The organism is Micromonospora matsumotoense (genome assembly GCF_900091525.1).
In the GTDB taxonomy this organism is placed as follows: domain Bacteria; phylum Actinomycetota; class Actinomycetes; order Mycobacteriales; family Micromonosporaceae; genus Micromonospora; species Micromonospora matsumotoensis.
Map to the genome: position 1 here is coordinate 192,598 of NZ_FMCU01000006.1, position 12,101 is coordinate 204,698.

General features: G+C 72.4%; 11 protein-coding genes. 3 read left to right on the forward strand and 8 right to left on the reverse strand.

All coding sequences use genetic code 11. The annotated features are described in order from the left end of the window. Positions 1-34: 34 nt before the first annotated feature. Genes GA0070216_RS14810 through GA0070216_RS34545 form a run of 3 tightly spaced genes read right to left on the reverse strand, consistent with a single transcriptional unit; the run spans position 35 to position 5,611 of the window. Positions 35-1,567, reverse strand: coding sequence for a hypothetical protein (locus GA0070216_RS14810; RefSeq protein WP_091245739.1), 1,533 nt, complete (start codon positions 1,565-1,567; stop codon positions 35-37). After that, positions 1,567-3,429, reverse strand: a complete 1,863-nt coding sequence (gene pelF, locus GA0070216_RS14815; RefSeq protein WP_091245743.1) for a GT4 family glycosyltransferase PelF — start codon at positions 3,427-3,429, stop codon at positions 1,567-1,569. Before pelF ends, GA0070216_RS14810 begins: the two co-directional genes overlap by 1 nt. Before the next feature lie 46 nt (positions 3,430-3,475). Beyond that, the gene (locus GA0070216_RS34545; RefSeq protein ID WP_176738969.1) at positions 3,476-5,611 is read right to left on the reverse strand and encodes an Agd3-related carbohydrate-binding protein; all 2,136 of its coding nucleotides are present in this window, start codon (positions 5,609-5,611) and stop codon (positions 3,476-3,478) included. Between the two features lie 493 nt (positions 5,612-6,104). Here GA0070216_RS34545 and GA0070216_RS36110 point away from each other — a divergent pair, with 493 nt between their 5' ends. Then, a complete protein-coding gene (locus GA0070216_RS36110; protein WP_281190426.1) occupies positions 6,105-6,233 on the forward strand; it encodes a hypothetical protein in 129 nt (42 codons plus the stop codon). Positions 6,234-6,629: 396 nt separating this feature from the next. Here GA0070216_RS36110 and GA0070216_RS14830 read toward each other — a convergent pair whose 3' ends face one another. The 3 genes from GA0070216_RS14830 to GA0070216_RS14840 form a co-directional block, all read right to left on the reverse strand. Then, entirely contained in the window at positions 6,630-7,823 is a 1,194-nt protein-coding gene (locus GA0070216_RS14830) for an MFS transporter (protein ID WP_091245749.1), read from the reverse strand. 156 nt (positions 7,824-7,979) lie between these two features. Next, positions 7,980-8,711 carry a DUF3515 family protein gene (locus GA0070216_RS14835; RefSeq protein WP_091245752.1) on the reverse strand — a complete coding sequence of 244 codons (732 nt, stop codon included), beginning with the start codon at positions 8,709-8,711 and terminating at the stop codon, positions 7,980-7,982. Beyond that, positions 8,712-8,945, reverse strand: coding sequence for an Lrp/AsnC ligand binding domain-containing protein (locus GA0070216_RS14840; protein ID WP_067305404.1), 234 nt, complete (start codon positions 8,943-8,945; stop codon positions 8,712-8,714). A gap of 122 nt (positions 8,946-9,067) precedes the next feature. Here GA0070216_RS14840 and GA0070216_RS14845 point away from each other — a divergent pair, with 122 nt between their 5' ends. Next, complete coding sequence (locus GA0070216_RS14845; RefSeq protein ID WP_091245755.1) at positions 9,068-10,006, forward strand: thiamine-phosphate kinase; 939 nt, start codon at positions 9,068-9,070, stop codon at positions 10,004-10,006. Positions 10,007-10,028: 22 nt separating this feature from the next. Then, complete coding sequence (locus GA0070216_RS14850; protein ID WP_091245759.1) at positions 10,029-10,490, forward strand: GNAT family N-acetyltransferase; 462 nt, start codon at positions 10,029-10,031, stop codon at positions 10,488-10,490. A gap of 25 nt (positions 10,491-10,515) precedes the next feature. Here GA0070216_RS14850 and GA0070216_RS14855 read toward each other — a convergent pair whose 3' ends face one another. Together GA0070216_RS14855 and rpmB are read right to left on the reverse strand one after the other, a co-directional pair. Beyond that, positions 10,516-11,769 carry an ATP-grasp domain-containing protein gene (locus GA0070216_RS14855; protein WP_091245763.1) on the reverse strand — a complete coding sequence of 418 codons (1,254 nt, stop codon included), beginning with the start codon at positions 11,767-11,769 and terminating at the stop codon, positions 10,516-10,518. A 110-nt stretch (positions 11,770-11,879) separates the two neighbouring features. Next, on the reverse strand, positions 11,880-12,071 hold the full coding sequence (gene rpmB / locus GA0070216_RS14860; RefSeq protein WP_007456456.1) for a 50S ribosomal protein L28: 192 nt from the start codon (positions 12,069-12,071) through the stop codon (positions 11,880-11,882). Positions 12,072-12,101: the final 30 nt, after the last annotated feature.

Here is a 12,101-nt window from a genome sequence, read left to right on the forward strand (position 1 = left end):
GTGCAACCGGACCTCCCCATAGGTCTCGAGTGGACTATCGGTAGTGCCGAACCTGCCCGATCACCGGAAACAGACCGAGCGCGAACAGCGCCTGGAGCAGCAGCACGCTGCCCAGGTACAGCGAGGTGTCGGTGACCGGGCTGCCGCCCTGCCCGAGCAATGGGGCGACGCCGAGCAGCGCCCCCAGGCCGACGTGCAGCACGATCACGACCGTCATGGACAGGCACAGCCAGCCGTACCGGCCCTGACCGGCGAGCAGGAAGGCCAGGTAGTACGCCCCGGCGAGGGCCACGTGTGCGGCCGTCATCACCACTCCGGCGGTGGAGAGCACGCCCAGCCCGGCGAGCGCGGCGAGCAGCAGCACCCCCAGCACCGCCGGCACCGCGAGGCACGCCGCGACCTCCCGGCCGATGGCCTGCCAGATCCCGACGACGAAGCTGCGCGGGAGCCGGGCCCGCCGGGACAGCGCCACCCCGCCCGCCCAGAACCGGCTGGTCCGCCACTCGACGAACCCCATGGACAGGATCAGCGGCACCGCCGACGCCGCGACGTCCCACTGGCCCAGCAGGTACGGCGCCTGCGCGTGGAAGAGCAACGCCGCCGAACAGAGCCCGTAACCGGCGACGCCGAGCAGGGTGGACGCCGGTGGCCAGAGCGGGTCCCGGGGCGTCGGCTCCCCGGCCCGCGCGGCGGCCCGGGTGGCCCAGAGTCCGGCGGCGAAGGCGGCCAGCACGCCGAGGGCCGCCGCGCCCACCGCCCAGCGCCGCGCGGTCGCACCGCCGGTGGTCAGGAAGACCGCGCTGCCCAGCACGGCCGGGACCATCGCCCCGGCCAGCCAGCCCTCCCGCCGGTAAAAGATCAACAGCGTGCTGGCCAACTGGTACGTCAGTTGGCCGAGCATCATCGCGGCGAGCGGCAGGCCGCCGTAGGGCAGCATCACCGCACCGGCGGCCAGGCCGAGCAGGGGCGCGGCCAGCGCGGCGATCCGCAGCACCCGGCTGGCCGAGCGGGCCCGACCGAGGCCGAGCAGGCGGAACGCCGCGTAGGCGACCATCCCCGACCAGATCCAGCCGACCGTCCCGGCGAGAATCAGGCCGACCACCAGGCCCGGCCGCCCCACCACCGACAACACGGCCGGAAACGCGGCGCTCGGCAGCACGTAGAGCAGGCCGTGCGAGATGATCCGCAGGTCAGCCCACCGGTCCGGGTGGGGCGTCGCCGCGGTACGCGGCCGGTCCACCGCCTCCGGCGTCGGCCCCAACCGCCGGAACACCTCCAGGGCGAGGACGAAGACGTCCCGGTAGCCATACTCGACCTGGGCGGCCCGGTCGGTGTGCCCGTCGGCCTCCAGGGCGGCGGCGACCTGGAGCGCGTCCACCGCCCGGGTCAGCTGGGGCCGGACCCGCTCGACCAGGTCGTCGACCGGGTCGGTGGAGATCCGGGGCAGCAGGATCGTGCGTTCGGGCCCGTCCGCCCGGTCGTCGGCGGTCGGCCCCGCCTCGGTGGTCATGGTGGCCACGGGCCGGAACAACGGGTCGGTGACGTCCGGGTCGTTGGCGTCGGCCATCAGCGGCCGCCGGCGGCGCGCAGGATGCCGACCGTCGGCTCGTCGTCCGGCGCCCCGGCGGGCGGGGTTACGGCGGGCTGCGGCAGCTCGGACCCGGACGAGTTCGGGTCGTGGTGGGTCCGGTAGGCGGCGGACGAGTACTGCTCGGGCCCCCGCTGGCGGGGCACCCGGGCGGCGACCGGCACCGCCTCGGGCCGGACGGTGACCGGGGTCGGCTCGGGTGGGGCGGCGACCGGCATCACCTCGGGTCGGGTGGTGACCGGGGTCGGCTCGGGTCGGGCGGCGACCGGGGTCGGCTCGGGCCGGGCGGCGACGGACGCCACCCCGGGGCGGGTCGTGCGGTTCGGGACGCGGACCCAGCCCTGGGCCTGACCGCGCAACCGCTTCGGGGCGGGGGAGGTGCGGGGCGTGGCGAGTCCCTCGTAGATGTCGCGGTACGCCTGCAACGAGCGTTGCAGGGTGAACCGCTCCAGCACCCGGTCCCGGGCGGCCGCCCCGAGGCGCAGCCGCAGCTCCCGGTCGTTGAGCATCCGTACGCAGGCGGCGGCGATCGCGGGGACGTCCCGCGGCGCGACGACGAAGCCGGTGTCACCGACCGCCTCGGCGACCCCGCCGACGTTGGTGCACACCGTCGGCCGGCCGCACGCCATCGCCTCCACCACCGTGTAGGGGAAGCCCTCGGAGATGCTGGTCAACGCGACCAGGCTGCCCGCGTGGTACGCCTCGACGGCACTGCCGACCCGGCCCTCCAGGACCGCGTGCCCGGTCAGCCCGAGCTCGTCGATCAACGCCGCACAGCTCTCGTGGTAGACCTTGTTGGCGGCCGGCGTCCCGCCGAAGATGCGCAGCCGGGCGTTCGGGATCTCCTCGCGGACCAGCGCGAACGCCCGGATCAGGGTGTGCAGGTCCTTGAGCGGGTCGATCCGGCCCATGAACGAGATGGTCGGCACGTCCGGCTCGCCGGCTGCCGGCGGGAACTCGTCCGGGTCGACGCCGTTGTACATCGTCCACATCCGCTCGGGGTCGGCGCCGTTGTGCAGTTGCCAGCGCCGGTTGTACTGCGAGTGCGGCGCGAGCGCGCCGGTGATCAGGTAGGCCGCCCCGGCGAGCGAGCGGAAGAAGCTCAGCACCAGCACCCGGACCGGGTGCGGCGCGTCGTCGTGCAGGTAGGAGATGTAGCGTTCGCGCAGGTAGATGCCGTGCTCCGAGAGCACCAGCGGGGTGCCGTACGTCCAGGTGGCCGCCATCCCGACGAGCGTGGAGAGACCGTTCATCGACGAGTGCACGATGTCGGCGCGCACCGGTGGCGCGCTCAGCGGCCGCAGCATGTGCGAGATGAGCCAGGCCGCCTCCAGCGCGTCGGCGACGGTGGGCGCGGGCCCGGTCTCCTCGACCCGCAGGGTGTGCCAGGCCTCCAACATCATCCGCAGCGCCTCGTTGGACAGCAGGGCCGCGCCCAGGTCGCCGCCGCCGCGGGCGTACTCGAACATGCCGCGCAGGGCGAGCAGGAAGGTGCTCCGGTTGACCGCGCCGGCCTGGGAGCGGGTCGACTCCAGGGGGGTGACCAGCGCCCGCAGGAACACCTCGTAGGACTCGATGAACTCCGCGCCGGGGCGGCCGGACGGGACCAGCGCCCCCCGCGTGGGGCGGCGGCCTGCCGGCCGACCGCCCCACAACGGGATCGAGTGCACTTGGTCGAGGTTCGCTGGTCGCTCGAACACCGGTTCCTCGGTGCCGTCCACGGTGAGCGCCACGACCTCCCACCGGTAGTCCGGCATCCCCCGGATGAGCTGCTCGCACCAGATGCTCACGCCGCCCATCGCATAGGGGTAGGTCCCCTCCGAGACCAGTGCGATCCTCACCAATTGCTCCCGTTTACCTTTGCTGTTCTGATTGCGTTGTCCCGCCCTACAGGCGAGGAGCGGCGGTGAACGTCACCGGGGTGCTCGCCGCCAGCGTCACCGGGACGGTGACGTCGGTGCCGTAGGTGCCGGCACCCGTGGTGGTCGTGGTCACGCCACCGAGTTGGAGCGAGCCGGCGGCCGGCGAGGTCACCGTGATCTCACCGGTGGTCCGGTCGTAGATCGCCGACGCACCGGCGCTGAGCGCGGCGAAGTGGGCCGTACGCGCCTTGGTGTAGGCGGCGATGTCGGTCCACGCCGAGTTCAGCAGCGGCACCGAGTAGTAGGAGCTGTACTTGGTCAGCACCGCGCCCACCCAGTCGGTGGCCAGGCTGTTGCCCGAGCCGTAATCGCGCACGTTGGCGACGTGGAACGTGTGCGTGTAGATCGAGCCGGACGACACGTGCTGCAGCCCCACCCCGGCCTCGTAGTCCAGGACCTGGGCGTAGGTGCGGTCGGTCGGCCAGTAGGGGAAGTGGCCGTTCGGGCCGTAGAAGGCGTTGTAGAAGTGCGTCTCCTCGGCCTGGTTGGTGGTGTGGTAGGCGATGTTGGTCGGCCAGCACGGCACCACCGCGATGCTCGGGTCCAGCGGGTGGGCCTTGGCCCCGTTGAAGTTCGCCGGGACGTGGCTGGCGAACGACATGTTGCCGGCCAGCGTGTCGATGCCGAGGTCGCCAGCCGCGTCGATCAGGTCCGGGTTGGACGCGGCGAGGCCGTAGTCGGTGAGCACGCCGCTGGAGTTGTTGTAGACGCCGAGGCCGGAGTACTCGGGGGTCTTGAGCACGGTGGCCGGCGGGTTCAGCCCGATCGCGTTGCCCGCGCTCTGGTTCGAGCTGATCTCGTCGTGGGTGGTGGTGTAGTCCGTCGTGTTCAGCGCGGGGTGCGTGAACGTGTGGTTGAGCCACCGGAAGTTGTTCTTCAGGCACTTCGTGGTGGCGGTCAGCGTGGTGGCGTCACCGTTCGGGCTGCACGTGCTGCCGGCGAACGGGTCGATCTCGGCGCCGTTGTAGGGGATGTTGAAGGTGAACCCGGACGCCAGCGGGTGCGCGGTGCGCAGCGCGGTCTGCTTCGCGTCGAGGTTGACCGTGTCGTGTCCGCTGATCTGGAAGCCGGGGCTGTACTCGACGGTGCCGTCGTCGTGGTAGTGGTCCGAGACGCTGAACCAGTCGTCGATGTCGACGTTGAGGTGGTGCTTCTGCTCACCGAAGTGCAGGCCCTTGGTGGCCCACCGGAACAGGCCGTAGACCAGCAGGTCCGAGTGGAGCAGATACTGGTTCGAGGTGAACGTCAGGGCGATCCGCTCCCGACCGTCGGTCGACGTCGTGCGCACGGCCAGCACGTCGGAGCCGTTGGTCAGCAGGGCGTCGGCGTTGCAACCGCTCTTGATCGACGTCTTGTAGACGTACGACTGCGTCAACGGGATCTGCGCGGTGCTCTTGAGGTAGTCGAAGACCCCGGCGCCGGCGGTGGTCAGCGAGACCGGCAGGGCGGTGTCGCCGACTGCGGTCTCACCGGCGGAGTTGAGGCAGTAGTCCTCCGGCCAGGTGCCGTAGCTGGTGTAGAGGGCGACCTGCCGCACCTGGAAGTTGCGCTCGTAGGCCCAGAGGGTGTTCCACTCCGTGCTGTTGAGGCCCTCCAGGTAGTTGCTGCCCGACTGGTAGATCAACATGCTGTTGGTGAGCAGGATCGCGTTGTACTTGCCGATCCCGTTGGAGTCGACGAGCGTGCTCGCCGAGAGGGTCTGGCTGGCGGTGTAGATGATGTCGTAGCTCGCGCCGACCCGGTCGAGGGTGGTGGTGAGCGTGGCCACGCCGAAGTCCGCCGTGTTGGTAGCCACGATCAGCGACCGGAGCGCGACCTTGTCGTTGATCGCCTGGGTGCCCACGCCGCCGCTGCGGGCACCCGACGAGGGCTTGGTGACCTTGACGGTGCCGGACCGGGTGGGCAGCGGTCCGGGTCGGGCCTCCTTCTTGCTCGCGATCTGGCCGAGGCCGGGTGCGCTCGGCGGCTGGGCCACTGTGCCCGGCGCGGTCGGCGGCTGGGCGAGGCCCGGAGCCTGGGTGCCGAGCAGGACCGTGAGCGCGGTCAGCCCGGCGAGGGCGAATCGGTTCGCGCGACGGCGCGTAGGTCCGGTGGGGACCATGTGGTGACCTCCGATGAGGAGACGAACAATGCCGCCGGTCCTGTATGGACGGCGGGCGTGGCTATCGAAGGCTAGCAATTGTTCGCGCGGATTCCGCGCTCGATCCTGTCGCATGTGAAGCATTGACGCAAGCATGGTCGGGTGTTAGCGGCCAGCTCGCGGAGTCAACTTCCGGTAACGTGGTTTTCGCCGATCTTGACGGTGAGTTCCCTCGGCGTCAGCCGTGTTGACGTGCTCTTTTTCGAGGATGCCGAAACATGTCATTCACGTTCACTTCACAGGGTTGTAGCCGACGGGGGCCAGAATGTTGTCCTCGGTCGGGTGTGGACGGGGTGGCACATCGGCCATTCGCTCCGGGTACGGCAATCGACGTGCGGCAAGAATGGCCGATCAGTCCATGCTGGTCCGCCGATCAGCCGACTGTCGGGCCATCCCTTCGGTCGACCGGGTCGATGTTGCCCGGTCCGGGGCGGACCGAGGTGGCGAGGTTCCGGTGTTTCTGCAGGTGGAGGTCATGTTGATCGTCGCCGGCAGGGTGCTGTGCGCGCCTTTTGTAGGGCAATCGCTTGATCCACTATGGATCGCGGAGAATGTTGAGTTCTTCGACCGACCCGTCGGGTGAATCCGGCTGGAAATGGCGAATACCGCAGCGGCGAACGCGGGGTCGGCCAGTGCCGGCGGCTGCCTTTCCCAGCGCCAGGAGTTGCCCATTCCCAGCCAATGGAATCGGTCTGCTGTTTCAGCTATCAGCATGCATGGGCCAAATCGTTCTGGGGCGCCCCCTCGGTTTCGTGGAACTTCCACGGGACGCAAATGCAGGAGTGGATGTGCGTGGTCTGTGCCCATCTACGGGGCCGGATGAAACGACAGGCACCGGACCGGGTCATCCCAATCACGGCCCTTGCGGTGGGTCGGAGGCGGCTCACCACCGCCGACCCACCGCATTTCCCACCGGCCTGGTCTCTTCTGTCCGGCCCGCCCGCCGACGGTGGCCGACCCGGCGGCGCGGCCGCTGCGCTCAGGGCCGTCGCAGGTCGGGGGTCGTGGCCAGCAGGAGCGTCGACCCGGCCGCGAAGACGGCCGCTGCGGCGAAGACCAGGCCCGGTGCCGCATGGGTCAGTGACCAGGCGAACGCCGTGCCGACCAGGACCGGCACCACGGTCTCGGCGGCGGCATCGATCCCGGTCAGCGCCCCCTGCACGGTGCCCTGCTCGTCGGCGCGGACGGCCCGGGAGAGCCACGACTGCGCGGCGGCCCCACCGACCGAGGCGAGCACGCCGACCGCCTGGAGCAGGTGGAGCAGCCAGGGCGTCGTGGCGAACGCCGTACCCGCCAGCGCGGCGACGCCGAGCACCCCGCCGGCCACCGCGGCCCGCTTGTCCCCGAGCCGGCGCACGATCGGCCCGACGGCCCTGGCCTGGAAGAGCGCCCCGGCGAGCGCCCCCGCCGCCAGCACCGCGCCGACCCGCGCGGTGCCCCAGGCGAACTGGTGGGTGAGGAAGAACGTCCAGGTCGACTGGTGGGTCATCCGGGCGATGTCGGCGCAGAGCCGGGCGTACCCGAGCCGGCCGAGCACCGGTCGACGCAGGACGACGGCGATGGCGCTGACCGGGTTCGCCGTCCGCAGGGTCAACGGGGTCGTCCGGTCCCCGGGCCGCGACTCGGGCAGCACGAACCAGCCGTACCCGACGTTGGCGAGGGACAGTGCGGCGGCGGCGAGGAACGGCAGGCGGACGTCGACGGTGTCGAGCAGACCGCCGATGGTCGGGCCGGCGACGAAGCCCAGCCCGAACGCGGCACCGACCAACCCGTACGCGCGGGCCCGTGCCTCGGGTGCCGTGACGTCCGCGAGGTACGCGTTGACCACGGTGTAGGTGCCCGCGCAGGCGCCGGCGAGCGCATGGAACAGCAGCAGCGTCCACGGGCCGGGGGAGATGGCGTGGGCCAGCCAGTCGACGCCGAGGCAGCTCAGCGAGACGAGCAGGACCGGCCGCCGGCCGTACCGGTCGGAGAGCCGGCCCAGCAGCGGCGAGACGACGAACTGCAACAGGCCGTAGACCGAGCCGAGCAGGCCGGACCAGCGGACAGCGGCGCCGGCGTCCTCGGTGACGGCGCTCAGCAGGGCCGGCATGATCGGCACGACCAGGCCGAGCCCGAGCATGTCCAGGAAGACGGTGACGAGGAGGAACGAGAGGGCGGGCGCCCGGCGCATGACGGCTCCTGAGTGGTGAGGGGGCAGGGCCCCCTCGCCACCCGCGGTCAGCCGCAGGTACGGAGGATCAGATTATCGGTGCCGTCAAACGGTTTTTTGGTCGTCGTCGCCACCGGTCGGCTGCCGGGACCCCGCCGCCGGGCGGCGGCGGGGGCCTCAGCGCCGGCAGCCGGACGGGCTGTCGCCGCCGGACGGCACGGACGCGACCACCGCGTCGGAGATCGGGGTGAGCCACTGCAACGGCCCCTCGTACGCCCGGGGCACCGTCACCGTGACCCCGGTCTCCCGGTCGAGCGTGGTGAGCACGGTGGCGTCCGACCGTTCGGCGGCATACCAGCAGACCCCGTTGACGGTCCACACGTCGGCGGTGGCGTCCACGGTCGGTTCGGGACCCCCGCAGGCGACGGTCAACGCCGGGTCACCGTACGCGGCGTTCTGCTCGGCCCCGGCGGTCACCGGGCGCTGGGCCAGCTCCCGGACGGTGGCCGGCAACTGCGACACCAGCGCCAGGCACACCACACCGGGCCGCTGGGCCAGCGCCGGGGCGGCCATCTCGACCGGGGTGCTGGACTGGCCGCGCAGGGTGGTCGGCGACGCGCTCGGCGCGGCGGCCGGCGGGTCCGGGGACAGCTTGGCGAAGGTGAAGCCCGCCACGGCCACCGTCACCGGGACGGCGACCAGGCTGGCGAAGAGCGCGGCCCGACGGGTCGACCGGTCCCAACCGGTCCGTCGGCCGTCGGCGGCACCGGCCCCGGCAACGGGCCGGTCGGCAGCGGAGCCGGCAGCGGCCCGGTCGGTCGCCGGGCCGGCGGAGGGCCGCCCGGCAGCCGGGCCGGTGGTGGGTACGGCGTCGGTCGGGGTCTCTGGGGAGGAAGTCTTCTCGTCCACTTACAGGCGCACCACCGAACACGTGAGGGTGCGGGTGATGCCGGGCACCATCTGCACGTTGCTGACGATCAGTTTGCCGAGCTCGTCGACGGTGTTCGCCTCGGTGAGGACGACCACGTCGTACGGCCCGGTGACGGCGTCGACGCGTACCACGCCGGTAAGGTCCGCGATCAGACCGGCCACGTCCCGCGCCCGGCCCACCTCGGTCTGGATGAGGATGTACGCCTGTACCACGACTCGACCTCCGTCCGTCGCCGCCCAGGGGCGGCCCGAAGGGTGAAAATACCCTACGGAGCAGGGGCGATCCCTATCGGTGGTCGAGGTCAAGCAGCTAGCGAGCGTGTCGGAAGGAAGACATGGGTGTCGCGGACGTGGGCGAGTTCGGCCTCATCGACCGGGTGACCGCCCGGCTGACGTACGGATCGTCCTGCCTGCTCGGGCCGGGCGACGACGCCGCCGTGGTGGCCGCCCCCGATCGGCGGGTCGTCGCCTCCACCGACGTGCTCGTCGAGGGGCGGCACTTCCGGCGGGACTGGTCGAGTGCCCGGGACGTCGGGCACCGGGCGGCGGCGGCCAACCTCGCCGACATCGCCGCGATGGGCGCCACCCCGACCGCCCTGCTGGTGGCCCTCTGCATCCCCGCCGACCTGGACACCGCCTGGGCGGAGGAGTTGGCCGACGGGCTGGCCGCCGAGGCGGCGCTGGTCGACGCGGGCGTGGTCGGCGGGGACATGTCCGCCAGCGCCACCCTGACCATCGCGGTGACCGCCCTGGGCGACCTGGACGGCCGGCCACCGGTGGTCCGCTCCGGCGCCCGGCCGGGTGACGTGGTGGCCCTGGCCGGCCGGACCGGATGGGCCGCCGCCGGGCTGACCGTGCTCTCCCGGGGGTTCCGCACCCCGCGCCTGCTGGTCGAGGCGTACCGGCGGCCGGAGGTGCCCTATCCGGCCGGGCCGGAGGCCGCCCAACTCGGCGCCACCGCCATGATCGACGTCTCGGACGGGTTGCTGGCCGATCTGGGCCACCTGGCCAAGGCCAGCGGCGTCGGCGTCGACCTGCGCCGGGACGGCTTCGAGGTGCCCCGGCAGATGAGTGACGCCGCCCAGGCGCTCGGCGTCGACCCGTACACCTGGATTCTGGCCGGTGGCGACGACCACGCTCTGGTCGCGACCTTCCCCCCGGCGGTGGCCCTGCCGCCGTCGTGGCGGACGGTGGGCCGGGTGGTCGAGGGCGCCGGGGTGACCGTCGATGGTGACGCATATGACGGACCGGCCGGCTGGGAGCACTTCCGGTAAGGAGCGGTCGTACCCTTCACCCGTGAGTGAGATCGAGATCCGGCCGCAGGGCTTCGACTCGCCGGTGGCGCAGACGTTGATCCGGGCGACCCTGGCCGACCTGGGCGTCCGCTACGGCGGCAGTGGCGACGAGACCCCCATCGACCCGACCGAGTTCGTCCCGCCGCACGGCGACTTCCTCGTCGCCCAACTCGACGGCGGTCCGGTCGGCTGCGCGGGGTGGCGCAGTCACGGCGAGGACGCCGCCGAGCTGAAGCGGATGTACACCGTGCCGGCCGTCCGGGGGCGCGGGGTGGCCCGTGCCCTGCTCGCCTCGGTCGAGGAGTCGGCCCGGCGGCACGGGCGCAAGCGGATCGTCCTGGAGTGCGGCGACCGGCAGCCCGAGGCGGTCGCCCTGTACACCTCGGCGGGGTACGAGCGGATCGCCAACTTCGGCTACTACGCCGACGCCCCCGGCTGCCTGTCGTTCGGCCGGGTGCTCTGACCCGCGCCCGGCGGCCGGGCGACGGTCAGCCGACGGTGAAGCGGAGCCGGCCGGCACCGGCGCGGGCGGCGGCGGTCGCCTCGGCCGGGTCCGCGCCCCAGGCCAGCACGTGCCCGCTGCGGCGCACCGACGAGGTCACCTCGCCGACCCGGTCGCCGACCGCCACGTCGAGCTGCACCGTGAGGACGCCGGGCACCCGACGGGCGTCGCGCAGCCCGTCCACCGCGGTGAGCGTCCCCGACGGTGGCAGCAGGAACTCCACCGCCGCCGCCCCGGAGGGTCGGGTCGGGAGCCGGGGCCGCTCACCGCGCAGCGTCCGCAGGTAGGCGTCGATGAAACCGCACTCGTACGCCACCGAGACCAGCGCGGCGATCATGTCGCCGGGCAGCCGGGCGGCGCACTCCACCAGCGTGGGCACCCCGTCGGCGACGATCCACTCGCTGTGCAGCACGCCGGTGCGGAAACCGGCCGCCGCCGCCAGCCGGGTGGCCGCCCCGACCAGCTCCGCGCGGCCGGCCGCCGGCAGGGCCGAGGGCACCGTGTGGCCGGTCTCCACCGGGCGTCGGCCCGGCAGCACCCGCTTGTCGGTGACGTTGCCGAAGCACACCTCGCCGTCGGAGACCAGCAGCTCGACGCTGTATTCCGGACCGACCAGGGTCTGCTCGACCAGCACCTCGGTGGGCAGGTCGGTGGCCGCCTCCACCGGTTCCTCCGGGGTGGCGGTCGCCGACCAGGCCGCCGACACGTCGTCGGTTTCGGTGATCAGTTGTACGCCGAGGCTGCCGGAGCGACGGGTCGGCTTCAACACGCAGCGTCCACCGAACCGGGCCGCGAACGCCGCCGCCCGCTGCGGGGAGTCGACCAGTTCGTAGGCCGGATTGGCCAGCCCGGCCCGGTCGGCCAGCTGCCGCATCCGGTGCTTGTCGGAGAAGACGTCCGCGGCCTCCGGGCCGGCCCCGGGCAGGCCCAGCCGTTCGGCGAGCCGGGCGGCGGCACCGACCGCGTACTCCAGGCCGGGCATCACCAGCCGGGCGACGGCCAGTCCCGGCTCGCGGGCCAGTAACTCCTCGACGTCCAGGCCGGTCTGGTAGCGGGCCGCCACCACCCGGGAGACCACCGGCAGGCGGGTCACCGTGCCGGCGACGTCCCGCCGGGCGATGATCTCCGGCTCCTCGACGAGCACCACGCTGCCCGGCGGCAACTCCTCGGCGAACCAGTGCAGCATGCCGATCGAGGCGCCCACCACGATCATCTCGTCACGGCCCAGGGCGAGGTCCAACGGTCGTCCTCCGTACGGGTCAGCCACCGGGGGCGGGGACACGACAGTACCGGCGGGCCGGGACGGCTCGCCGGTACTGTCGGAGCTGGAGCGGTGGAGGTGTTACCTGGTCAGGCGCGGGTGACCTTGCCGGCCTTGATGCACGAGGTGCAGACCTGGAGCTTCTTGGTGTTGCCGCCACCGGCCGGGGTGCGCACCGACTGGATGTTCGGGTTCCAGCGGCGGTTGGTCCGCCGGTGCGAGTGGGACACGTTGTGGCCGAAGCCCGGCCCCTTGCCACAGACGTCGCAGACGCTAGCCACGGGATACTCCTGAGATTGATACGTTCATGA

Bases quoted from the DNA above. Each gene is read 5' to 3' on its own strand.
- GA0070216_RS14845 (WP_091245755.1), top strand. From the start codon at position 9,068: ATGGGTGTCGCGGACGTGGGCGAGTTCGGCCTCATCGACCGGGTGACC.
- GA0070216_RS34545 (WP_176738969.1), bottom strand. From the start codon at position 5,611: ATGGTCCCCACCGGACCTACGCGCCGTCGCGCGAACCGATTCGCCCTC.
- GA0070216_RS14830 (WP_091245749.1), bottom strand. From the start codon at position 7,823: ATGCGCCGGGCGCCCGCCCTCTCGTTCCTCCTCGTCACCGTCTTCCTG.
- GA0070216_RS14810 (WP_091245739.1), bottom strand. From the start codon at position 1,567: ATGGCCGACGCCAACGACCCGGACGTCACCGACCCGTTGTTCCGGCCC.